This is a genomic window from Streptomyces sp. NPDC053541 (assembly GCF_044544705.1).
Lineage (GTDB): Bacteria > Actinomycetota > Actinomycetes > Streptomycetales > Streptomycetaceae > Streptomyces.
Genome location: NZ_JBITXM010000001.1, coordinates 799,006 through 821,763 on the forward strand (window position 1 = coordinate 799,006; position 22,758 = coordinate 821,763).

A 22,758-nucleotide genomic window follows, 5' to 3' on the forward strand; every position below is an offset into this window, starting at 1 on the left:
TCACTCACCGGCCAGCAGCGCGACCGGGTCGAGGGTGTCCTCGCCCTTGTTCCAGTTGCACGGGCACAGCTCGTCGGTCTGCAGGGCGTCCAGGACCCGCAGGACCTCCTTCGGGTTCCGGCCCACGGAACCGGCGGTCACCATGACGAACTGGATCTCGTTGTTCGGGTCGACCACGAACACGGCGCGCTGCGCGAAGCCGTCGGCGCCCTCGACGCCGCAGTCGCGCATGAGCTCGTGCTTCGAGTCGGCGAGCATCGGGAAGGGCAGGTCACGCAGGTCGGCGTGGTCCTTGCGCCAGGCGTGGTGCACGAACTCGGAGTCACCGGAGACACCGAGGATCTGAGCGTCACGGTCGGCGAACTCGTCGTTCAGCTTGCCGAACGCGGCGATCTCGGTCGGGCAGACGAAGGTGAAGTCCTTCGGCCAGAAGAACACCACGCGCCACTTGCCTTCGTAGGTCTTGTGGTCGATCTGAGCGAACTCCTTGCCGCTCTCCAGCGACACACAGGCGGTCAGGTCGTAGGCGGGGAACTTGTCACCGACAGTGAGCACACGCTCTCCTTACAGGCCGGAAGGATCCCTTTTGAGGCCTTCCGTGAGGGGTTGGACGTATCACAGCATGGCACGGGGTGCATTGATCAGTGAAATAGCTAGAGTGGGTCGTGTTGATCGAAGGCGGTTATCAGTGATTCCAGTCCGGCGGGTGAAGCAGCCCAGCCTTTCCCAGCTCAGGGCGTTCGTGGCGGTGGCCGAGCAGTTGCACTTCCGGGATGCGGCGGCGGCGATCGGGATGAGTCAGCCGGCGCTTTCGGGCGCGGTTTCGGCTCTCGAAGAGGCACTCGGTGTCCAGCTGCTCGAACGGACGACACGGAGAGTGCTGCTCTCGCCGGCCGGGGAGCGGCTGGCGGTGCGGGCACGGGCCGTGCTCGACGCGGTGGGGGAGCTGGTGGAGGAGGCGGAGGCGGCGCAGGCGCCGTTCACCGGGGTGCTGCGGCTCGGGGTGATCCCGACGGTGGCGCCGTATCTGCTGCCGACGGTGCTGCGGCTCGTGCACACCCGCTATCCGGAGCTGGACCTGCAGGTGCACGAGGAGCAGACGGCCTCGCTGCTCGACGGGCTCGCGGCCGGGCGGCTGGACCTGTTGCTCCTTGCGGTGCCGCTGGGGGTGCCGGGGGTGACGGAACTGCCGTTGTTCGACGAGGACTTCGTGCTGGTGACGCCGGAGGGGCATCCGCTGGCCGGGCGGGCGGACATTCCGCGCGAGGCGCTGCGGGAGCTGAAGCTGCTGCTCCTGGACGAGGGGCACTGTCTGCGGGACCAGGCGCTCGACATCTGCCGGGAGGCGGGGCGGGCCGAGGGGGCGCCGGTGACGACGACCGCGGCGGGGCTGTCGACGCTGGTGCAGCTCGTGGCCGGTGGGCTCGGGGTGACGCTGCTGCCGCGGACGGCGGTGAAGGTGGAGACGGCGCGGGACGCGGCGCTGTTCACGGGGGATTTCGCCGATCCGGCGCCCTCGCGGCGGATCGCGCTCGCAATGCGGACGGGCACGGCCCGCCAGTCCGAGTTCACGGAGCTGGCGGACTCGCTGCGGGAGGCGATGCGGGACCTTCCGGTCCGGGTCGTCACCGGGGACGAGACGGGCGCGGCCTAGCCGGTGTGGACCTGGAGGGCGGTGCGGACGGCGGATTCCAGGGCGCCCTCGATCCAGGCGGGGTCCAGTCCGTCTTCGGGCGCCGCTGCGAGGTCTTCTTCACCGGCCACGGCAAGACCCAGTCCTGGACGCGCGATCACTACGCCTACGGAGAGGCGTCCCTCCTCCTGCCCGGCCGGCGCACCGAGCTCTTCCCGGACGTCCCCACCCCCGAGGGCCCGCCGGCGGCGTCACACGGAAGGGCGGTCGAACCGCACGTACGGTGATCACCGGGCCGTACGGTGCTGACGCGCCCCTGTCCTGCGGCCGCCGGCGCCGGCCCGCGGCCGGCCCGCGGGTCACTCCGTGCGCAGTCCGTCGGAGCGCATCAGCCGCCACAGCAGCGGCAGGCTGAGCAGCGTCACCAGCAGGATCAGCGCGCCGCCCACACCCACGACCGGCAGGAACACGCCCCAGTCCTCGACCTGTTTGCCGATCATCCGCAGCAGCACCGTGCCGAGGGCGAGGCCGCCGGCCACCGCGAGGGCGAGGCCGAGGACGATCGGCACGGCGGTCTGCCAGAGCACCGAGAGGCCGAGGGTGGAGCGGCGGGTGCCGAAGGCGACCAGGGAGGACAGCAGCCGCTTGCGTTCGCGCAGTTGTTCCAGGGTGGTGACCAGGAGGGACGCGGAGACGAGCAGCATGGTGAGGGTGGCGCCGACCAGGATGCCGGTGCGGACGCTGGTGTACTGGGCGTCGCGCTCCATGTTCCGCAGGGTCTGCACCCGGGTGAGCGGGTCGAGGGCGGCGACCGTGTTCCGTACGTGTTCCTCGGCGTCCGGCACCGCCGGGTCGAGGCGGATCATCACGTCGGCCACGGGCGCGTCGAGCCGGCCGGCGTCGAGGGCCTTCGGGGTGGCGAGCACGCCGAACTGGTACAGCCCCATCGGGTCGCGGCGGGAGTCGACGGTGCGCGCGGTGTCCGGGATGCGCCAGGTCGGGGTGCGGGCGTCCGCGCCGGGTCGGGGTTCGCGCAGGGCGACGGTGGCGCCGGCCTTGGCGGTCCGGGTGACCCAGGAGTCCTCGGGGCCCTCGGTGCCGTGGGCGAGGGCGATGAAGACGTCGCCGTCGGTGCAGGACGGGAGGGCGGCGAGTTCCCGCAGGGAGGGGCAGTCGCCGACGTGGACGGAGGTGATGGCGCCGGAGTCCTCGCCCTTGGCGGGCGGTGCGGCCCGCCACACGCTGGACTCGATGGTGCCCATGACGCCGGTGACGCCGGTGGTGCGGGACAGGGCGGCGACGGCCCGCCGCGCGTCCTCGCCGGTCCGCGCGTCGACCCGGGTCTGCAGCTGGGCGCGGGCGGTGTCCATGTTGGTGGGCCGCATGAAGTCGCTCTGCATGGCCTGGAACAGCATCTGGAGGGCGATCGCGCCGGCCGCGGCGACGACGATGCCGCTGACGGTGCGGGCGGCGGTGCCGCTGCTCAGCTGGAGCCGGCGGGTGGCGAGCTGCCAGGCCACCGGGCCGCCGCGGAGCCGCTTGACCAGGGCCTCCACCAGCCAGGGCAGCAGGGTGGTGAGGCCGACGAGGGCGAGCGTGGCGCCGATCGCGATGCCCGGGGCGTCGATGCCGGTGCCGGTGATCTCCACGCCGTCGACGCTCGGTACGAGGACGGCGGCGCCGGCGAGGAGCAGGAGCAGCCGCCACAGGAGCCGGCGCGGCCGGGGGGTGGCGGTGCGGACCACGCCGAGGGGTTCGATGGTGACCCCGCGCAGCGCGACCAGGCTGACGACGACGGCGGCGACCGGCACGGCGGCGACGACCACGGCGGCGAGCCAGGGCACCGGGGACACGTCGGCCGGGAAGGCGTTGACGTCCCAGATCCGCACGGTGCCGGCGAACTGCCGGGCCAGGGCGAAGAATCCGGCGCCGGCGGCGAGACCGAGGAGCGCCCCGGCGAGCGACTCGCCGGCCGCGATCCGCCGGACCATGGCGGTGTCGGCGCCGACCAGGCGCAGCGCGGCGAGCCGCCGGTCGCGCTGTTCGCCGCCGAAGCGGACGGCGGTCGCGATGAAGACGAGGACCGGCAGGAGCAGGACGACACAGGCGATGACGACGAGGAGCAGGAGGAACGCGTTCATGGGTTCCTCGGGCACCGACCAGCCGTAGGCGAGGCCGCGGCTGCCGGGGCCGTCGGCCGTGAGGTCGTCGGAGCCGGCCAGGTAGCGCAGTTCGGCGGGGCCGATCAGTCCGGCGTCGCCGACGGTGCCGACGGGCTTGTAGGGCAGCCGCTTCTTGAGGAGCGCGCCCTCGGGGGAGTCGAGGAGTGCGCGCAGCGCGGGGGAGACCAGCATCTCGCCGGGCGCGGGGATGCGGTCGGCGCCGGGCGGAAGGGCCGCCTTCGGGCCCTCGGGCCGCAGCAGCAGGCCGGTGACGCCGTCGCCGCGGTAGAGGGTCTCGGCGTCGGCGTAGAGAAAGGTGTCGGGGCCGGGCCGGGTGATCTCCTGGCTGGCGTCCGGCTGCCGCTGGGACTCCCGGACCTCGCGCTGGAAGAGCATGTTCGGCAGGGAGGCGGCGACCAGGAGCAGGGCCACGCCCAGGCCGATGCCGGTCGCGGTGAGCAGGGTGCGGAGCCGGCCGCCGCGGCCTCCGGTGACGGCGAAGCGGGCGCCGAGCGCCAGGTCGCGCAGCCACGCGGTGAGGCCGGCGCCGCCGCGGCCCGAAGCGCCCGGGGCCGTGCTGCCGGGGCCCGTCGCCCTCGGTGCCGCACCGCCCGTACCCGTGCCGCCCGTACCCGTGCCGCCCGTACCCGTACTCGCAGGCGTGGCCGCACCCGCAGCCGTGTCCGTACCCGTACCGCCCATGTCCGTGCCGCTGGTGTCCGTACGCCCGCTCATGCCGCCCACTCCGTGGTGCGCACGGCGCCGTCGCGGACCACGACCTCGCGGTCGGAGTAGGCGGCGACGCGGGCCTCGTGGGTGACCAGGACGACGGCGGCGCCGGTGTCCCGGGAGGCGTCGGTGAGCAGGGACATCACGCGCTCGCCGTTGAGCGAGTCGAGCGCGCCGGTCGGCTCGTCGGCGAAGATCACCCGCGGGGCGGTGACGAGCGCGCGGGCCACGGCGACCCGCTGGCCCTGGCCGCCGGATATCTCGCCGGGGCGCTTTCCGGCCACGTCGTCGACCTCCAGGCGGGTCAGCCAGTCGCGGGCCCGGCCCTCGGCGGCCCGGCGCCGCTCGCCGTTCAGGCGCAGCGGCAGGGCGACGTTCTCGACGCAGGTCAGCTCGGGCACCAGCTGGCCGAACTGGAAGACGAAGCCGAAGTCGGCCCGGCGCAGGGCGCTGCGCCGGGCGTCGCCCAGCGCGGTGAGCTCGCGCCCGTCGTAGTGGATGGTGCCGGTGTCGGGGCGGACGATGCCGGCCAGGCAGTGCAGCAGGGTCGACTTGCCGGAGCCGGAGGGGCCCATGACGGCGACGACCTCGCCGGCGCGCAGCGAGAAGTCGACGCCGGCGAGCGCCGGGGTGGGGCCGTAGGCCTTGGTGAGCCCGGTCGCCCGGAGCAGGGCGTTCGGCGTGGGGTCCGCCGGGGCCTCGGGGGCGGGGTGCGTCGCGGGGGTCATCGGCGGATCTCCTCGGCGAGCCCGTCCAGGCGGGCGGCGGTCAGTTCCAGCCAGCGCAGGTCGGCCTCCAGGTGGAACAGGGCGTGGTCGCAGATGAGCTGGTCGGCGAGGTCGCCGTCCTTCTTGCGCCGGGTCAGCTCGCGCATCAGCCGCAGGTGCTCGGCGCGCTGGGTGTCGAGGATCGCGTCGGCGCCGCGCCCGGTGAGGAGGGCGAGGACGACCTTGGTGTAGAGCGTGGACTGGAGGTAGGGCTCGGGCCGCTCGGGGGTGGCGAGCCACTGCTCGACGTCGGTGATGCCGGCCTCGGTGATCGCGTACCGCTTGCGCTCGGGGCCGCCGCCGGCCTCGATGCCGTCGACCTCGACGAGGCCGTTCTTCAGGAGGCGGGACATGGTCGAGTAGACCTGCCCGTAGTGCAGGGGCCGGTCGTGGCCGAAGCGCTCGTCGAAGGCCCGCTTGAGGTCGTAGCCGTGGCGCGGGCCGGACTCCAGGAGTCCGAGGAGGGTGTGACCGATGGACATGTCCGTCACTGTACATGGGGTGTATACGCACGATGTATAGCCCCCTGGGCGGACGTCGGCGGACGTCGGCGGACCGTCCCGGATCGCCGGTTCACCCCCCGAACGTCCCGCCGGACGAAGGGCGTTCGCGCGGCTTGTGACCGGTGGCACACAACCATCTCCGCTCCTGGAGCGTCGGTTCCGTCGGGGGTGGGTGCTGATTCTCACGCCCGGAAAAGCCGGATCGATCGCCCTTTGTCGTATTGGGCGGTGTTAGCTTTCTGAGCTGATCCGACGACGGACGACCAGCGGGACGAGCGGAGCGAAGAAGGACATGGGCCGAACAGGCAAGGGCCGGGCGGGGGAGCGCGGGCGCATACGCCGCCTCTTCACCTGGAAGAAGATCCTGGGCACGTTCTTCGTGGGCTGCCTGCTCGCCATGGGCGCCTTCTACGCGGTCTACCTGATGGTCCCGGTCCCCACGGCCAACGCGGACGCGACCCTCCAGAGCAACGTCTACAAGTACTCCAACGGCAAGGTGCTCGCCCGCACCGGCAAGATCAACCGCGAGATCGTGGGACTGGAGAAGGTCCCGCTGGACGTCCAGCGCGCCTTCGTCGCCGCCGAGAACAAGACCTTCTACAAGGACAACGGCGTCGACATCAAGGGCACCGTCCGCGCCGCCTGGAACACCGTCACGGGCAAGGGCAAGCAGGGCGGCTCGACGATCACCCAGCAGTACGTGAAGAACTACTACCTGAGCCAGGACCAGACGGCCACCCGCAAGCTCAAGGAAATGGTCATCGCGCTCAAGGTCGACCAGAACATGGACAAGAGCGAGATCCTGGCCGGCTACATCAACACCAGCTACTACGGCCGCAACGCCTACGGCATCCAGGCCGCCGCCCAGGCCTTCTACGGCGTCGACGCGAGCCGGCTGACCGTCGCCCAGGGCGCCTACCTCGCCTCCGTGCTCCAGGCCCCCAGCCAGTACGACTGGACCTTCGCCGGTCCCGAGGGCCGCAAGCTCGTCCAGTCCCGCTGGAACTACGTCCTCGACAACATGGTCGAGGAGGGCTGGCTCGACGCCGGCAAGCGCGCCGGACTGAAGTTCCCCGTCCCGCAGAAGCCCAAGGCCCCCAAGGGCATGAGCGGCCAGAGCGGCTACATCGTCGAGGCGGCCAACCAGGAGCTGATGCGCCAGGGCGTCAAGGAGGAGGACCTGAAGGCCGGCGGCTGGACGATCACCCTCAACATCGACGAGAAGAAGCAGAAGGCCCTCGTCAAGGCGGTCGACCGGCAGCTGGAGGACAAGCTCGACCGCAAGGGCGACAAGAAGGACGCCACCGTCCAGGCCGGCGCCACCTCCGTCGACCCGCGGACCGGCGCGGTCGTCGCCATGTACGGCGGCGTCGGCGCCACCGAGCACTGGACCAACAACGCCACCCGGCGCGACTACCAGCCGGCCTCCACGTACAAGCCGATCGTGCTCGCCTCCGCCATCGACAACCGCGCGCTGACCCAGGACGGGCGGCGGATCGGCCTCGGCACGATCTACGACGGCACCAGCAAGCGCCCGGTCGTCGGCAGCCCCATCCCCTTCGCCCCGGAGAACGAGGACGACCGGAGCTACGGCCCGGTCACCGTCCAGAAGGCCACCAACAGCTCGATCAACTCGGTCTACGCCCAGATGATCGTGGACGTCGGCTTCGCCAAGGCCAAGCAGACCGGCCTCGCCCTCGGCCTGAAGGACGGCGCCGACTTCGGCGAGGGGCCGTCGATGTCCCTCGGCGTCATGACCGCCTCCACCATGGACATGGCCGGCGCCTACGCCACCCTCGACAACCACGGCGTCAAGGTCACCCCGACCCTGGTGAAGTCCGCCGAGCACAAGGACCGCAAGGCCGAGCCGGTGAAGTCCATCGGCGAGCGGGTCATCAGCCGTGAGGCCGCCGACACCACCACCAAGGCCATGCAGGGCGTCGTCCGGTCCGGCTCCGGCGTCCGCGCCGCCGGTGACTACGAGGCGGCCGGCAAGACCGGCACCTCCGAGAACAACCGCTCGGCCTGGTTCGTCGGCTACACCCCCGAACTCGTCACCGCCGTCGGCCTGTTCGGCGAGGACACCAAGGGCAACCAGGTCACCCTGACCAACACCATCAACGAGGGGCGCGCCAACGGCGGCCGCACCCCGGCCCAGATCTGGGGCGCCTACACCACCACCGCCCTCGGCGGCGGCTCCAGCGCCACCTTCGACCTGGAGACCGACGGCACCTCGGGCGGCGACACCGGCGCCCCCACGCCGACCGCTACCACCGACTCGCCCTCGCCGACCCCCACGGCGAGCGAGGACACCAGCACCCCGACCCAGCCGCCGACCCCGACCGGCACCACGCCGCCGATCCCGCCCACGTCCACCGCGACGACCCCGTCGGAGCCGACGCCGACCCGGACGAAGACCATCGAGCCGACGATCCAGCCGCCGCCGGACACCGACACGGGCATCGTCGACACCCGGCCCGGAGGCCAGTGACACGAGGAGGCCGGACCCCCGCGGGGGTCCGGCCTCCTTCGTTCTCGCGCGTGGCTTCGTTCTCGCGCGTGCCTTCGTCGTCGTACGTACGGGCGTTCTCGCGCGTACGGTACGGCTCCGGGCTCAGCGCGTGGCCAGCTCGAACCACACCACCTTGCCGCCCGACAGCCGGGTCGCGCCCCAGCGCCGGGCCAGCCGGTTCACCAGGAACAGCCCGCGGCCGCCCTCGTCGGTGTCCCGCGCCCGGCGCTGCCGGGGCAGCTGCGGCGAGTCGTCGCCGACCTCGCAGCGCAGCACGTCGGTGCGCAGCAGCCGCAGCGTCACCGGACGCTCCGCGTACCGCACGGCGTTGGTGACCACCTCGCTGATCAGCAGCTCGACGGAGTCGGTCAGCTCCTCCAGGTCCCAGCGGGCGAGCGCGCGCCGGGCCAGCCGGCGGGCCCGGCCGGGGGCCGCGTCCTCCGGTTCCAGGAACCAGTACGCCACGTCGCTCGGCGCGATCCCGTCGAAGCGGGCCGCGAGCAGCGCGATGTCGTCGTCCCGGTCGCCCGGGCCGAGCATGTCGAGCACGTCGTCGCACAGCGCCTCCAGCGGAGGCGAGTGGTCCGGGCCGGTGAGCTGGGCCGTCGCCGCGAGCCGCTCGCGCAGCTGCTCGATGCCGGTCCACACGTCCCGCAGCCGGGACTCCACCAGGCCGTCCGTGTAGAGCAGCAGCGTGGCGCCCGCGGGCGCGTCCAGCTCGACCGCCTCGAAGTCCACCCCGCCCACGCCGATCGGCGCGCCGGGCGGCACCCGGAGCACCTCGGCCCGGCCGCCCAGGTGCAGCAGTATCGGCGGCGGGTGGCCCGCGTTGGCGATGGTGATCCGGTGCGAGACCGGGTCGTACACCGCGTACATGCAGGTGGCCATGCGGTTCTCGCCGAGCCGCTGGGCCTGCTCGTCCAGGTGGTGGAGCACCTCCTGCGGCGGCAGGTCGAGGCCGGCCAGGGTCTGCGCGGTGGTGCGCAGCTGGCCCATGATCGCCGCCGAGGTCATGGAGTGGCCCATGACGTCGCCGACGACGAGCGCGACCCGGCTGCCGGGCAGCGGGATCGCGTCGTACCAGTCGCCGCCCACCCGCGCCGTCTCGGCCGCGGGCAGATAGCGGGAGGCCAGCCGCACGCCGGTGGGCTGGGGCAGCGAGTCGGGCAGCATGGTGCGCTGCAGCTCGTCCGCGATGTAGGCCTCGCGTCCGTAGAGCACGGCCTTGTCGATGCCGAGGGCGGTGTGGGTGGCCAGCTGGGCGGCCACGAGCAGGTCGTTCGGCTCGAAGCCGGCCCGCTCGGGGCGCCGCAGGAACACCGCCGCGCCGATCACCCGGCGCCGCCCCCGCAGCGGCGCGAGTATGGCCCGGTGCCCCGGCGGCAGCGGGTGCTCGGGGCCGAGCAGCTCCGGCAGCGCCGCGCGGGCGGCGGGGGAGTCGCCGGGCACCGGCCGGACCCCGCGCAGCACCTCGGCCAGCGCGCTGCCCGAGCGCACCTCGCACAGCTCGGCGGCGGGCGTCGGGTCGGGGTCGGGCACGAGGACCAGCTCCTCGCCCTCCAGGTCCGTTAACCGCAGCCGGTCGGTGCGGCGCAGCCGCAGCACGAAGGGCTCGGCCGGGCGCTCGTCGCCCACCGGCAGCGGGTCGCGCAGATAGACCAGGATCGCGTCGGAGAAGGTCGGGACGGTCGCCCGGCACAGGCCGAGGACGATCTCGTCGAGGTCGATGCCGCGCGCGATCCGCCGGGTCGCGGCGCCCACGAAGCGCAGCCGCTCGCCCTCGCGGCGCCCGGCGGCGCCGTCGGGGCCGGCCGGACCGCTGCCGGGGGCGGGTGCGGGCACGGCGACGGCGGCCGCGGCCGCCGTCGCGTTCGTCGCCGCCGTCTCCTGGCGGGGGCGAGTGCGTTCCTGCGGCCGGTCGGCCATCGCCTTGCGGCCTTCGTGGGAGGTGGGATGCTCCGTCACGCCTGGGATTCCGTCCGTCCGGGCCGGTGGTGCGTTGCACGCGCTCTCATCGCCGATGCCGCGCCGTCGACGGGGCTAAACCACCGGCAGGAGCTCGATCTGGAGACGGGGGACAGCGCGTCCGCGCGCGGGTCCGGCACTGCTCTCCCCCTCATGGTGGCAATCTGGATGACGTGTGGTCAGGTCCTGCGTCGTGCCGGTTCGGTGACGTGCGGTCCGATCCCCCCGCGGGGCGATCGGGTGTGGTCGAGTACGTGCGGAGGACGATCCTACGTTTGCACCCTGGGGGCGCATCAAGGGTCTCATGGCGCCGTGTGCGCCGGGGTGCGATCCCAGTCGGCCGGCAGTTCGGGTACGGGCCAGGCCGGGTCCGGCCGCCAGTCCTCCCAGCCGGCCGAGAACGGCGGCCCCCAGGCGCTGATCAGTTCGACCGCGGCCCGGCCCGCCGCCCTGACCCGGGCGGCCTGGGCGGCGTCCATCAGGCCGGCCCGCTGGGCCTGGGCGAACTCGTCCTCGTCCCGCCACAGCCAGCTGCGGTCGGGGTAGACGGAGATGTCGAGGAAGTGGTCCTCGGAGTCGACGCCGCCGGACCAGCGGGTCCGCGGCTCCTCGAGGTTGACGTACCAGCTGCGGAAGCGCCAGCCGCGCTCCCAGAACAGCCACACCGACCACGGGTCGGCGGGCCGGGCCAGCTTCAGCACCCCGGCGCCGTGCCAGTGCGCCCGGGCGGTGGTGCGCGGGGCGGTGTAGCGGGTGGCCAGCGGCTCCTCGTGGACCGGGGTGGTGCCGTCGGCGAGCACCGGCTTCACGCACTCGGTGCCGGGGGCCATCCAGACCGCGAGCAGCTCCGGGGTGTCCTGGACGACGGTCACCGGGCGGCAGATGTGCACGTCGCCGGTGCCGTTGTCGCGGTAGCGCCAGAGGATCTGATCCCCCGGCGCCCAGTGCTCGGAGCGGCCGGATCCTGTCATGCGCAGATCTTAGGGGTGGCTCCCCGGTGTCGCTGCGGTGAAGGTCACGGATGAGTCATGCGCAGGACGTCGAGCGCCTCGTCGAGCTGTTCGGCGGTGAGGTCGCCGCGCTCCACGTACCCCGACTCGAGGACGACCTCCCGGATCGTCTTGCGCTCGGCCAGTGACTTCTTGGCCACCTTCGCCGCCTCCTCGTAGCCGATGTACTTGTTCAGCGGGGTGACGACGGAGGGGGAGGACTCGGCGTACTCGCGGGCCCGTTCGGCGTTGGCGGTGATGCCGTCGACCGTGCGGTCGGCGAGCAGCCGGGCCGCGTTGGCCAGGAGGCGCACGGATTCCAGCAGGTTCTTGGCCATGACCGGCAGCATCACGTTGAGCTCGAAGTTCCCGGCGGCGCCGGCCACCGCGACCGTGGTGTCGTTGCCGGTGACCTGGGCGGCGACCATGAGGACCGCCTCCGGGACCACCGGGTTGACCTTGCCCGGCATGATCGAGGAGCCCGGCTGGAGGTCGGGCAGATTGATCTCGGCCAGACCGGTGCGCGGGCCGCTGGACATCCAGCGCAGATCGTTGGCGATCTTGGTGAGGGAGACCGCGATGGTCCGCAGCTGCCCGGAGGTCTCCACCAGGCCGTCCCGGGCGCCCTGCGCCTCGAAGTGGTCGCGGGCCTCGGTGAGCGGCAGGCCGGTGGCGCGGGCCACCTCGGCGATCACGGCGGCGGAGAAGCCGGGCGGGGTGTTGATGCCGGTGCCGACCGCGGTGCCGCCGAGGGGCAGTTCGGCGAGCCGCGGCAGGGCGGCGCGCAGCCGCTCCGCCCCGTACCTGACCTGCGCCGCGTAGCCGCCGAACTCCTGGCCGAGGGTCACCGGGGTGGCGTCCATGAGGTGCGTGCGGCCGGACTTGACGACGCTCGCGAATTCGGCTGATTTCCGCTCCAGGGATCCGGCCAGGTGATCGAGCGCCGGAATCAGGTCCCGGGTGACGGCGGCGGTCGCCGCGATGTGGATGGAGGACGGGAAGACGTCGTTGGACGACTGCGAGGCGTTCACGTGGTCGTTGGGGTGCACGTCCCGGCCGAGCCGCTCGGCGGCCAGCGTGGCGAGCACCTCGTTGGTGTTCATGTTGGAGGAGGTGCCGGAGCCGGTCTGGAAGACGTCCACCGGGAACTGGTCGTCCCAGCGCCCCTCGGCGACCTCCGCCGCCGCGTCCTGGATCGCCCGCGCCACCTCCGGGTCCAGCACGCCGAGTTCGGCGTTGACCTTGGCCGCGGCCGCCTTGATCCGGGCCAGCGCCTCGATGTGGGCGCGCTCCAGGCGCTGCCCGGAGACCGGGAAGTTCTCCACCGCCCGCTGGGTCTGGGCGCGCCACTTGGCGTGGGCGGGCACGCGGACCTCGCCCATGGAGTCGTGCTCGATCCGGTAGCCCTTGTCGTCGGCCATGTCGTCAACCTCCTGCGCGGTGCTCACCGGGGGCCGGTCGCCCGAACCCCCCGAAAAACATGAGCACTTGTCTTGTTCGATGTATTCCCAAGTCGCTTACCGGCCAGTAAAAACCGTGGGTAACCCCACTTCCAGGAGGCGCAATGACGCGCACCAGGTACAGACTCCGCTGGCCGGTCGCGGCCCTCGCCGCCGCCGCGGCCGCCCTCGGCAGCATGACGGCCGCCGCCCCCGCCGGCGCGGCCGACACGAGCGGCACCACCGGAATCACCTCCACGCCGCTGAGCCCCGAGCTGGAGGCGATCCGCGCCGCCGAGGCCACCGCGCTCTACGGCAGCCCGGAGGAGCGCCCGCTCGCCCAGCGCAAGACCGGCCTCATCTCGCTCGGCGACAGCGAGATCTCCGGCGAGGGCGTCGGCACCTACGAGTCCCCGACCAACGGCCCCGACAACTGGTGCCACCGCTCGCCCGACGCCGCCATCCACCGCACCGGCATCCCCGCGGACCTCACGTTCAACGTGGCCTGCTCCGGCGCGTACACCGGAAACATCCGGATCGGCGGCAGCAAGCAGTACGCCGACGAGCTGGTCCAGAGCGACAGCCTCGCCATCAAGGCCCGCAACACCCGCATCAAGATGGTGCTCCTGGTCGCCGGCGCCAACGACGACCTGCAGTTCGGCCCCGTCATGACCGACTGCGTCCAGCGCTATCTGCTCTCCCAGGGCCCCTGCGAGCCGAAGTACGCCCCCGGCTGGCAGGCCCGCGTCGACGGCCTCGTCCCCAAGGTCGAGCAGACCGTCCGCGACCTGCGCACCGTGATGCGCGACGCCGGATACGCCGACGGCGACTACAAGCTCGTCCTCATGGGCTACCCGAGCCCCATCGGGCCCGACTTCCGCGACAACCCGAACTTCCCCGGCAAGCTGGCCTGCGGCGGCCTCGGCTACGACTCCGACACGAAGTGGGGCCGCAACGCGGCCGTCCCGGCCTTCGAGCGCGGGATGCGCAAGGCCGCCGCCGACACCGGAGCGGTCTACCTCGACAACTCGCGGCTCTTCCACGGCCACGAGGTCTGCATGGAGGACACCTGGGCCCGGGGCCTCTACATCGACCTCTCCAAGCCCGGCACCCCGGACGAGAACTCCGTCCGCCAGTCCTTCCACCCGAACAAGAGCGGCCACGCCGCCTTCGCGTCCTGCCTGACCCAGCTCTACGGCTCGGGCCTGCGCGAGGCGAGCTGCGCCGACGTCAACTCCTCGGGCACGCCCACGCTCTTCCCGCTCGCCTGGGACGACGCCTACCGGCCGCTGCGGAACGCCGCCACCGGCAACTGCCTGGACGTCAACGCCTCGGAGTCCGCGAACGGCACCGCCGTCCTCGGCTGGGACTGCCACGGCGGCCGCAACCAGGGCTGGTGGTACGACACCAACCGCCGCACCCTGCACACCGAGCTCACCCAGGACCGCTGTCTGGACGTCCCCGGCGCCGCCTACGAGTCCGGCAAGGCGCTCATCGTCTGGAACTGCAGCGGCGCCGCCAACCAGAAGTTCGTCCGCGACGGCGCCACCCTCCGGCCGGCCGCGGCCACCGGCCTGTGCCTGACCCAGGGCGCGGCCCACGACGCGATCCGGCTCCGGGCCTGCGACGGCTCCGCGAACCAGCGCTTCGCGTAACGGGGCTCCGTGCCCCGCCACGGGGCATCCGCCCCCACAGGACGCCGTGGCCCCCGTTCGGTGCGGGACGGGGGCCACGGCCCTTTCAGGAGGCCCGGAGGGTCGACCGCGCCAGCTCGTACGCCGGGCGCATCGCCTCGTGCTCCTCGGCGTCGAGGCCGCCGAGGTGGACGATGACGACCCCGCCGTCCGCCGTCCCGACGGCGAAGGCGCGCTCGGTCTTCGTCCCGCCCATCAGCTCCTCGTGCACCTGATACACCGTCTGGACGCCGGTCAGCGGGCCCGCTTCGGCTGCCGAGTAGACGGCCCCGCGCGCACCCTTCTCCGCCGTCACGAAGGCCTCCAGGGCGGCCCGCGCCCGTCCCTCGGGCACGGTCCACACCCGCAGGAAGCCGATGTGCCCGGCGGGCTTGGCCTCCACCTCGCAGCGCAGCGTGGCCGGACCCTGCCGGGTCAGCGCCGCGAGGTCCGGGTCGGCGGCCGGCTCCACCGCCTCCGGCTCCCAGTCCGCGGCGAGCGAGAAGGAGACCGGCAGCGCGCAGGGCGTGCCGGGCCCGCCCACGGTGCCGGCCGGAGCGGCGGTGCCCGGCCCTGCGGGCGCGGCGGGCGCGGTGGACCGCTGCGCGGGCGCGGCGGCGGCCCCCTGCCCCGTACCCGTATCCGCACCGCAGCCGGTGAGCAGCAGGCCCGCGGCCAGCAGGGCGGCCGGAACCGCGGCGCGCACCCGTCGTATCGCTGAACTTTCTGGCATGCGCCCATCATGTCCGACCGGGGTGCGGGCCCCCGGCGGCGGCCGGACAATGGCGAGTGGGCCCCGGGGGAGATCACTCACCCGCAGGAGACAGGACATGCGCAGCTTCCGGAGGATCGGTGCCCTCGGCGCGGTCGCGGTCGCGGCCGTCACCCTCGCCACCGCCGCCCCCCTGCCGGCCTCGGCCACGACACCGGGCTCGGTGCCGGCCGACAACGGCGACGGCTTCGAGTTCACGCTGTACGCCAAGGAGGTTCCAGGCCCCGCGGCCGACGAGAGCGGACCGCCGCCCGAGGTCGGCGACACCTTCACCTTCGCCGACGACCTGTTCAAGACCAAGGGCGGCGACAAGGTGGGCCGCGACGGCGTCATCTGCGCCGTGGTGCGCTCCGCCGGCGAGCAGTCGGACGCCAACTGCGTCGGCACCTTCGTCCTGAACGGCGGCCCGGGCGGCCAGCTCACCGCCCAGGCGCTCACCACCTTCGACGTCTCCGACCAGGAGCCGGCCGCCTTCGACCTCGCGGTCACCGGCGGCACCGGCGACTTCAAGAACGCGCACGGCTACATCCGGGTCAGCCCGGACGGGGACCACGAGCGGATGGAGTTCCACATCACCGTGCGCTGACCGACGGCGAGCGCCGACCGACGGCCCGGTGGTCGTCGGTCGGGCGGTCCCGGAAGTCTCCGGCCGGTCGGGGCGGTCGCTCCGGGCCGGGCAGGACTACGACAGCTTGCCGCCGTAGTCCGGCAGCTTGAAGGTGCGCTCGGCGTGACCGCCCACCAGGTCGCTGGTGTTGTTGCCGATGTTCGCGATGATCGTGTAGCCCTTCGCCTCGATCTCCGCGCGCTTGGCCGTCTTGTACGCGCTGACCTCGGCGAACAGATCGGGCAGCGAGCGCACGTACAGCCCGTCGACCGGGTAGCCGACCTGCCGCAGGTTCCAGTCCGTCAGGGAGTGGATGATGCCGGGCCGGGCGGTGACGAAGAAGACGGCCACCCCGCGCGCGTGCGCGTCCGCCACCAGGTCCTGGACCTCCGGGATGGCCGGGGTCGGCAGCTCCCAGAAGGGGTGGAAGTCCGTCTCCAGGGAGCTGTTGTCGATGTCGAGGACGATGGCCTGCCGCTCGCCGTCGGCGTCCTCGGTGCGCTCCTCGAGGTACGGCCGCGCCTGCGCGACCACGGCGGCCACGTCCTTGCGCCAGGTCGTGTAGTCGACGTCCTGGATCGCGGCCGAGGAGGTGTGGTGGGTGTCGGGGTCGGCGGCGGAGGCGCTGGGCGCGGCGCCGAGGACCAGGGCGCTGCTCAGGGCGAGGGTGGCGGCGGCGGTGGCCTTCGCCTTGGCGGAGGGCATGGGGGGCTCCCGAGGGGTCGACCGACTCAGTGGTTGACATGCTCGCGACCCATACTGACCAGTAAGTGTCCGGCTGACTACCGGTCGGTAGCGACTTTCCCAGCGGGACGTGACGACGCCCCCGGTCCGCGGAGGACCGGGGGCGCCGTCACGTGGTGCCGGAGGTTACGAGAGCTGGGAGCCCTGACGCACCGGGATGTGCGTGAACGTCGGCTCCGGGGCCGGGTTCTGGAAGAAGTCGTTGCCCTTGTCGTCCACCACGATGAACGCCGGGAAGTCCTCGACCTCGATCTTCCACACCGCCTCCATGCCGAGCTCCTCGTACTCGACGACCTCGACCTTCTTGATGCAGTCCTGCGCGAGACGCGCCGCCGGGCCGCCGATCGATCCCAAGTAGAAGCCGCCGTGCGTGCCGCACGCCTCCGTGACCTGCTTGCTGCGGTTGCCCTTGGCCAGCATGACCTTCGAGCCGCCCGCCGCCTGGAACTGCTCCACGTAGCTGTCCATCCGGCCGGCCGTCGTCGGGCCGAAGGAACCGGAGGCGTAACCCTCGGGGGTCTTCGCCGGGCCCGCGTAGTAGACCGGGTGGTCCTTCAGGTACTGCGGCATCTCCTCGCCCGCGTCGAGCCGATCCTTGATCTTGGCGTGCGCGATGTCGCGCGCCACGACCAGCGGACCGGTCAGCGAGAGCCGGGTCTTCACCGGGTACTTGGTCAGCTCGGCCAGGATCTCGTCCATCGGCTGGTTGAGGTCGATCTTCACGACCTCGCCCGCGTCCAGGTGGGAGTCCTCGGTCTCCGGCAGGAAGCGCGCCGGGTCCGTCTCCAGCTGCTCCAGGAAGACGCCCTCGGCGGTGATCTTCGCGACCGCCTGGCGGTCGGCCGAGCAGGACACGGCGATCGCGACCGGCAGCGAGGCGCCGTGGCGCGGCAGTCGCACCACGCGCACGTCGTGGCAGAAGTACTTGCCGCCGAACTGCGCGCCGATGCCGATCTTCTGCGTCAGCTCGAAGACCTTCTCCTCCAGCTCCTTGTCACGGAAGCCGTGACCGGTCGCCGGGTCGCCCTCGGTGGGCAGCTCGTCCAGGTAGTGCGCCGAGGCGTACTTCGCGGTCTTCAGCGCGAACTCGGCGCTGGTGCCGCCGACCACGATCGCCAGGTGGTACGGCGGGCAGGCCGCCGTGCCGAGCGAACGGATCTTCTCCTCCAGGAACTTCATCATGGAGGCCTCGTTGAGGACCGCCTTGGTCTCCTGGTAGAGGAAGGACTTGTTGGCGGAGCCGCCGCCCTTCGCCATGAAGAGGAACTTGTACGCGCCGCCGTCGGTCGCGTACAGCTCGATCTGCGCGGGCAGGTTCGAGCCGGTGTTCTTCTCCTCCCACATGGTCACCGGGGCCATCTGCGAGTAGCGCAGGTTGAGCTTGGTGTACGCGTCGTAGACGCCCCTGCTCAGGGCCTCCTCGTCACGGCCCTCGGTGAGCACGTTCTGGCCGCGCTTGCCCATCACGATCGCCGTGCCGGTGTCCTGGCACATCGGCAGCACGCCGGCCGCCGCGATGTTCGCGTTCTTCAGCAGGTCGAGCGCGACGAACTTGTCGTTGCTCGACGCCTCCGGGTCGTCGATGATCTTCCGTAGCTGCGCCAGGTGGGCCGGGCGCAGGTAGTGCTGGATGTCGTGGATCGCCTCGGCGGCCAGCGTGCGCAGCGCCTCCGGCTCGACCTTGAGGAACGTACGGCCGTCGGCCTCGAAGGTGGAGACGCCTTCGGAGGTCACCAGGCGGTAGGGCGTGGTGTCCTCTCCCAGCGGCAGCAGATCGGAGTACGCGAACTCTGGCATGACGGGGCCATTCCTCACTCGGCAGACAGCAGCGCGCCGCCTCCGTTGGCGGCCGCGCCCTCCAGCGTAAGACGCGGCCCGGTCCCCGCTCCTGTGAGGTAAGGCTCAGTGGCGCGGCTCACCACGCCACATCGGCGCGTTTCGGCCGCCCGCCGTCTCCCGGCCGCCGTCCACAGGACACGCGGGCTCCCCCTAGTCGCGATCTATCGCGTTTCGCTAGGCTGAGGTCGTGGACCTCGAAAAGCAGCCCCAGCAGCCGGCCGCGCCCGCCGAGCCCGCGCCGGCCCCCGCCCCGGCGCCCACCCCCGCGGCCCGGCCCGAGTACGCCGATCCGCAGGGGTCGCTGCGCGCCTCCGACGCCGACCGGGACCGGATCGCGGACATCCTGCGGGACGCGCTGGCCGAGGGCCGGCTCGACGCGGAGGAGCACGCCGAGCGGATCGACGCGGTCTACCGGGCGAAGACCGTCGGCGAGCTGGAGCCGATCGTGCGCGACCTCCCGGTGAGCCGGACCGCCCGGGACCACGTGCCCGCCGCGGACTACGGCTCCGAGGGCCCCGAGGGCCCGGCGGACAACCTGGTCGCGGTCTTCTCCGCCTCCACCCGCAAGGGCCGCTGGCGCGTCGGCCGCCGCACCAACGCCTTCTCGCTCTTCGGCAGCATCGAGATCGACCTCACCGAGGCGATCTTCGCCCAGCGCCTCACCACCATCAACGCCACCTCGATCTTCGGCAGCGTCGAGGTCCGCGTGCCGGAGAACGTGACGCTGCGCGGCAGCGGCACCGGCGTCTTCGGCAACTTCGAGGTGGTCACCCTGGAGGGCGCCGACCCGCAGGCCCCCGTCGTCGTGGTCAACGGCTGGGCCGTCTTCGGCAACGTCGAGGCCCGCCCCAAGCGGGGCAAGTGGGTCACCGACCTGCAGAGCCTGGTTCAGGACAAGTTGCGCAAGCATCTCGGCCACTGACGCCCACGTTCCGCTCGTACGGACGCCCGACGGGTGACCGGAATTCGCCGCCCGCTGTCCGCGCTGCGGAACGCGAGGCGGCACGCAGTGCATAGGCGTGCGCACAGCGGGTAGGGCTGGTGCATCGTCGCTCGCTCGCCCGCGGAAGCCGTCGTCAGGAGTAGACCGTGCTGCACACGCCGCATCAGCCCCTCCGGGTCGCCGCCGCCGTGCCGCCCCAGCGGAACCCCGCTCGGGAGGACGAGGCAGGTCCCTGGCACACGGAGGCGGTGTGCCGGAGGGACGAGGCCGGACTCTTCTTCGCCCCCTCCAAGGAGCCGACCGCCGCCCGGCTCTCCCGCGAGGAGGCCGCCAAGCGGGTCTGTGCCCGCTGCCCCGTGATGGTCGACTGCCGAGAGCACGCGCTGTTGCAGCCCGAGCCGTACGGCGTCTGGGGCGGCCTCACCGCCGCCGAGCGCCGCGTCGTGCTCGCCCGCCGCCGTCGCCGCGAGGTCGAGCTGCGCAAGGCCGCCGCAGCGGAGCGCGCCGAGCGCATCGCCCAGGCCGGCTGATCGCAGGCCGGCTGCCGACGGGTCCGCTTCTCCGCGTCCGTACGGGAAGGGGCGCCCCCACCGCACATGGGGGCGCCCCTCTTCGTGCGCCGGACGGCTGCCGCCGCCCTCGCGGCTACTTCGCCCGGTCGAAGTCGATCTTGCTGTAGGCGCGCAGCTTCGCGAGCCGGTGCGTCGAGTCGATCTGGCGGATCGTGCCGGACTTCGAGCGCATCACCAGCGACTGGGTCGTGGCCGTCTCGGAGCGGTAGCGCACCCCGCGCAGCAGCTCGCCGTCGGTGATGCCGGTGGCGACGAAGAAGACGTTGTCGCCGGAGACCAGGTCGTTGGTGCCGAGCACCCGGTCCAGGTCGTGGCCCGCGTCGATGGCCTTCTGCCGCTCGGCCTCGTCCTTCGGCCACAGCTTGCCCTGGATCACACCGCCCAGGCACTTTATGGCGCAGGCCGAGATGATGCCCTCGGGCGTGCCGCCGATGCCCATGAGCAGGTCCACGCCGGTGCCCTCGCGGGCGGCCATGATCGAGCCGGCCACGTCGCCGTCGGAGATGAACTTGATCCGGGCGCCGGTCTCGCGGATCTCCTTGACGATGCCCTCGTGCCGCGGGCGGTCCAGGATCACCACGGTGACGTCCTCGGCCTGCATGCCCTTGGCCTTGGCGACCCGCCGGATGTTCACCGAGACGGGCGCGTTGATGTCGACGAAGTCGGCGGCCTCGGGGCCGGTGACCAGCTTGTCCATGTAGAAGACGGCGGACGGGTCGAACATCGAACCGCGGTCGGCGGCGGCGAGCACGGCGATCGCGTTCGGCATGCCCTTGGCGTTCAGGGTGGTGCCGTCGATCGGGTCGACCGCGATGTCCACCTCGGCGCCGGTGCCGTCGCCCACGCGCTCCCCGTTGAAGAGCATCGGGGCCTCGTCCTTCTCGCCCTCGCCGATGACGACCACGCCGTTCATCGAGACGGTGGAGATCAGGGTCCGCATGGCGTTCACGGCCGCACCGTCGGCGCCGATCTTGTCGCCCCGGCCGACCCAGCGGCCCGCGGCCATGGCGGCGGCCTCGGTCACCCGGACCAGTTCCAGGGCGAGGTTGCGGTCGGGGGCCTCGGGCGAGACCTCGAGCTCGGGCGGCAACAAGTGGTGCTCGGTCATCGGAGCGCACCTTTCTGTACGGCGACGGCCGGAAATAAGGAGGGTGCTAGGACTCTATCGTCAGGTCGACAAATTGAGCAGAGGGGCCCACGTATGAGCACGAACCCTTGATGCGACCATAAGGGGCGTGGCAGGTATGCGAGGCAGGCAGACGGTACGCGGGATGTTCCAGTCCCTCGCGGTGATCATGGTCGCCGCGGGCGTGATGTATCTCTTCATCCCGCACGACGAGAAGGCGACCCCGGTCGAGGCCAAGGACTACCGGGTCGAACTCCTGACGGCCCAGCGGGCGGCGCCGTACCCGGTGCTGGCCCCGCAGGGCCTGGGCGAGGACTGGAAGGCGACGGTCGTCTCGTACAAGCGCGAGGAGCACGACGCCTGGCGGCTCGGCTTCCTCGACCCGGACACCCAGTACGTGGCCGTCCAGCAGTCCACTGAGGACCCGAAGAAGTACGTCCCCAAGGTCACCCTGGAGGCGAAGAACACCGGAAAGACCCGAACGGTCGGCGGCCGGGAGTGGCAGCTCTGGGAGGGCCCGAAGTACGACGCCCTGGTGCGCTCCGAGGGCGGCGCGACCACCGTGGTGACCGGCACGGCCTCGTTCGACCGGCTCGCGCAGATGGCGGGCGCGCTCCAGTCGCAGAAGGCCTGAGCGCGGAAGACCGCGGACACGGCGGAAGGGCCCCGGTGCACGCGCACCGGGGCCCTTCCGCGTGGCCGTCCCGATCAGACGGTGGTGACGACCTCGTCGTAGGACAGGCGCGGGGAGCGCGGGAACCAGGCGTCCTCGCCCGGCTTGCCGATGTTGACGACCATCAGCGGGGTGTGGTCGGCGTCCAGGAACTCCTTCTGGACACCGGCGAAGTCGAGACCGGTCATCGGGCCGGCGGCCAGACCGGCGGCGCGGACGCCGACGATGAAGTAGGCGGCCTGCAGGGCGGCGTTCAGCAGGGCGGACTGCTCACGCACCGGGCGCTCGGCGAAGAACATGTCCTTGGCCTGCGGGAAGTGCGGGAGCAGGGCCGGCAGCTCCTCGTGGAACTCGTTGTCCGCGGAGAGGATGGCGACCAGCGGGGCGGCCTGGGTCTTGGCCTGGTTGCCCTCGGCCATGTGCTTGACCAGGCGCTCGCGGGCCTCGGGGGAGCGGACCAGGGTGATGCGCAGCGGGGTCTGGTTGAAGGCGGTGGGGCCGTACTTGACCAGGTCGTAGATCGCCTGGACCTGCTCGTCGGTCACCGGCTCGTCGGTGAACGTGTTGGCAGTGCGGGCCTCGCGGAAGAGGAGGTCCTGGGCGGCGGGGTCAAGAGCGAGAGACATGCTGCATACCTTCCGGACTGCAAGAGGTGCGCCCGTCGGGATCCGGGCGATGTCTCGACAGTACGCCCGGAGTAGGTGAACTTTCAACTAACTTAACCGGATAGTGATCCGGTTCACAGTCCGAGTCTACGTCCCCGAGGGAACCGCCCGTCACCCGGTACCGCCGCCCCGCCGGCCCGTCACTCCTCGTCCGGGCCCGCCGCACCCGCCGTACCGCCCTCGCCGTCCTCGTCGCGGGCGCGCTCCGCAGCCAGGGAGGCGTCGAGCCGGGCCCGGGCCCCTTCGAGCCAGTGCCGGCACACCTTGGCCAGCTCCTCGCCGCGCTCCCAGAGCGCCAGCGACTCCTCGAGGGTCGTGCCGCCCGCCTCCAGGCGCCGGACGACCTCGATCAGCTCGTCGCGCGCCTGCTCGTAGCCGAGCGCGGTCGCAGTCTCTTCCGCTCCGGTCCGTGCTGCCATGGGTGCCACCTTCGTCTGTCAGGTCG

At 72.3% G+C, this 22,758-nt stretch carries 21 protein-coding genes; 8 read left to right on the forward strand and 13 right to left on the reverse strand.

Translation table 11 applies throughout. The annotated features are described in order from the left end of the window. Nucleotides 1-555 carry a peroxiredoxin gene (locus tag ACIGW2_RS04005; RefSeq protein ID WP_356067734.1) on the reverse strand — a complete coding sequence of 185 codons (555 nt, stop codon included), beginning with the start codon at nt 553-555 and terminating at the stop codon, nt 1-3. 133 nt (nt 556-688) lie between these two features. On the opposite strand from ACIGW2_RS04005, the gene ACIGW2_RS04010 reads away from it, so the two are divergent. Both ACIGW2_RS04010 and ACIGW2_RS04015 read left to right on the forward strand, forming a co-directional pair. Next, nucleotides 689-1,654, forward strand: coding sequence for a hydrogen peroxide-inducible genes activator (locus tag ACIGW2_RS04010; protein WP_399840881.1), 966 nt, complete (start codon nt 689-691; stop codon nt 1,652-1,654). A 5-nt stretch (nt 1,655-1,659) separates the two neighbouring features. Next, nucleotides 1,660-1,920, forward strand: coding sequence for a hypothetical protein (locus tag ACIGW2_RS04015; protein ID WP_391653375.1), 261 nt, complete (start codon nt 1,660-1,662; stop codon nt 1,918-1,920). A gap of 72 nt (nt 1,921-1,992) precedes the next feature. Here the strand turns inward: ACIGW2_RS04015 and ACIGW2_RS04020 are convergent, their stop codons facing one another. The 3 genes from ACIGW2_RS04020 to ACIGW2_RS04030 are packed head-to-tail and all read right to left on the reverse strand — an operon-like array spanning nt 1,993 to nt 5,773. Next, nucleotides 1,993-4,530 (reverse strand): FtsX-like permease family protein, encoded by a 2,538-nt coding sequence (locus ACIGW2_RS04020; protein ID WP_399840883.1) that lies wholly within the window; start codon nt 4,528-4,530, stop codon nt 1,993-1,995. Beyond that, nucleotides 4,527-5,252: an ABC transporter ATP-binding protein gene (locus ACIGW2_RS04025; protein ID WP_391652974.1), complete on the reverse strand. Its 726-nt coding sequence runs from the start codon at nt 5,250-5,252 to the stop codon at nt 4,527-4,529. Before ACIGW2_RS04025 ends, ACIGW2_RS04020 begins: the two co-directional genes overlap by 4 nt. Continuing rightward, on the reverse strand, nt 5,249-5,773 hold the full coding sequence (locus tag ACIGW2_RS04030) for a PadR family transcriptional regulator (protein WP_356067740.1): 525 nt from the start codon (nt 5,771-5,773) through the stop codon (nt 5,249-5,251). Before ACIGW2_RS04030 ends, ACIGW2_RS04025 begins: the two co-directional genes overlap by 4 nt. Nucleotides 5,774-6,086: 313 nt before the next feature. Here ACIGW2_RS04030 and ACIGW2_RS04035 point away from each other — a divergent pair, with 313 nt between their 5' ends. Further along, nucleotides 6,087-8,285 (forward strand): transglycosylase domain-containing protein, encoded by a 2,199-nt coding sequence (locus tag ACIGW2_RS04035; RefSeq protein ID WP_399840886.1) that lies wholly within the window; start codon nt 6,087-6,089, stop codon nt 8,283-8,285. A gap of 123 nt (nt 8,286-8,408) precedes the next feature. On the opposite strand, the gene ACIGW2_RS04040 is transcribed toward ACIGW2_RS04035, so the two are convergent. The 3 genes from ACIGW2_RS04040 to ACIGW2_RS04050 form a co-directional block, all read right to left on the reverse strand. Beyond that, on the reverse strand, nt 8,409-10,271 hold the full coding sequence (locus tag ACIGW2_RS04040; protein ID WP_391652972.1) for a SpoIIE family protein phosphatase: 1,863 nt from the start codon (nt 10,269-10,271) through the stop codon (nt 8,409-8,411). A 302-nt stretch (nt 10,272-10,573) separates the two neighbouring features. Continuing rightward, entirely contained in the window at nt 10,574-11,242 is a 669-nt protein-coding gene (locus ACIGW2_RS04045; RefSeq protein WP_391652970.1) for a DUF402 domain-containing protein, read from the reverse strand. 44 nt (nt 11,243-11,286) lie between these two features. Continuing rightward, entirely contained in the window at nt 11,287-12,681 is a 1,395-nt protein-coding gene (locus ACIGW2_RS04050; protein WP_391652969.1) for a class II fumarate hydratase, read from the reverse strand. Between the two features lie 143 nt (nt 12,682-12,824). Between ACIGW2_RS04050 and ACIGW2_RS04055 the strand changes: the two genes are divergently transcribed. Continuing rightward, nucleotides 12,825-14,354 (forward strand): ricin-type beta-trefoil lectin domain protein, encoded by a 1,530-nt coding sequence (locus ACIGW2_RS04055; protein ID WP_391652968.1) that lies wholly within the window; start codon nt 12,825-12,827, stop codon nt 14,352-14,354. Between the two features lie 85 nt (nt 14,355-14,439). On the opposite strand, the gene ACIGW2_RS04060 is transcribed toward ACIGW2_RS04055, so the two are convergent. Next, nucleotides 14,440-15,105, reverse strand: a complete 666-nt coding sequence (locus tag ACIGW2_RS04060; RefSeq protein ID WP_399840890.1) for a lipoprotein — start codon at nt 15,103-15,105, stop codon at nt 14,440-14,442. A gap of 97 nt (nt 15,106-15,202) precedes the next feature. Here ACIGW2_RS04060 and ACIGW2_RS04065 point away from each other — a divergent pair, with 97 nt between their 5' ends. Beyond that, entirely contained in the window at nt 15,203-15,730 is a 528-nt protein-coding gene (locus tag ACIGW2_RS04065; protein WP_399840892.1) for a dirigent protein, read from the forward strand. A gap of 96 nt (nt 15,731-15,826) precedes the next feature. Here ACIGW2_RS04065 and ACIGW2_RS04070 read toward each other — a convergent pair whose 3' ends face one another. Both ACIGW2_RS04070 and ACIGW2_RS04075 read right to left on the reverse strand, forming a co-directional pair. Beyond that, nucleotides 15,827-16,456 (reverse strand): HAD family acid phosphatase, encoded by a 630-nt coding sequence (locus tag ACIGW2_RS04070; RefSeq protein WP_399840895.1) that lies wholly within the window; start codon nt 16,454-16,456, stop codon nt 15,827-15,829. A gap of 165 nt (nt 16,457-16,621) precedes the next feature. Beyond that, nucleotides 16,622-18,292 (reverse strand): fumarate hydratase, encoded by a 1,671-nt coding sequence (locus ACIGW2_RS04075; RefSeq protein ID WP_399840897.1) that lies wholly within the window; start codon nt 18,290-18,292, stop codon nt 16,622-16,624. Nucleotides 18,293-18,521: 229 nt separating this feature from the next. Between ACIGW2_RS04075 and ACIGW2_RS04080 the strand changes: the two genes are divergently transcribed. Beyond that, nucleotides 18,522-19,256, forward strand: a complete 735-nt coding sequence (locus tag ACIGW2_RS04080; RefSeq protein ID WP_399840899.1) for a DUF1707 domain-containing protein — start codon at nt 18,522-18,524, stop codon at nt 19,254-19,256. A gap of 167 nt (nt 19,257-19,423) precedes the next feature. Further along, nucleotides 19,424-19,807, forward strand: coding sequence for a WhiB family transcriptional regulator (locus tag ACIGW2_RS04085; RefSeq protein WP_361586837.1), 384 nt, complete (start codon nt 19,424-19,426; stop codon nt 19,805-19,807). A 115-nt stretch (nt 19,808-19,922) separates the two neighbouring features. Here the strand turns inward: ACIGW2_RS04085 and glpX are convergent, their stop codons facing one another. Continuing rightward, nucleotides 19,923-20,957: a class II fructose-bisphosphatase gene (gene glpX, locus ACIGW2_RS04090; RefSeq protein ID WP_356067758.1), complete on the reverse strand. Its 1,035-nt coding sequence runs from the start codon at nt 20,955-20,957 to the stop codon at nt 19,923-19,925. Between the two features lie 127 nt (nt 20,958-21,084). Here glpX and ACIGW2_RS04095 point away from each other — a divergent pair, with 127 nt between their 5' ends. After that, entirely contained in the window at nt 21,085-21,609 is a 525-nt protein-coding gene (locus tag ACIGW2_RS04095; protein ID WP_399840902.1) for a DUF4245 domain-containing protein, read from the forward strand. A 74-nt stretch (nt 21,610-21,683) separates the two neighbouring features. Here ACIGW2_RS04095 and ACIGW2_RS04100 read toward each other — a convergent pair whose 3' ends face one another. Together ACIGW2_RS04100 and ACIGW2_RS04105 are read right to left on the reverse strand one after the other, a co-directional pair. Further along, nucleotides 21,684-22,274, reverse strand: coding sequence for a malonic semialdehyde reductase (locus ACIGW2_RS04100; protein WP_361586844.1), 591 nt, complete (start codon nt 22,272-22,274; stop codon nt 21,684-21,686). A gap of 179 nt (nt 22,275-22,453) precedes the next feature. After that, entirely contained in the window at nt 22,454-22,732 is a 279-nt protein-coding gene (locus ACIGW2_RS04105; RefSeq protein WP_361586847.1) for an exodeoxyribonuclease VII small subunit, read from the reverse strand. Nucleotides 22,733-22,758: the final 26 nt, after the last annotated feature.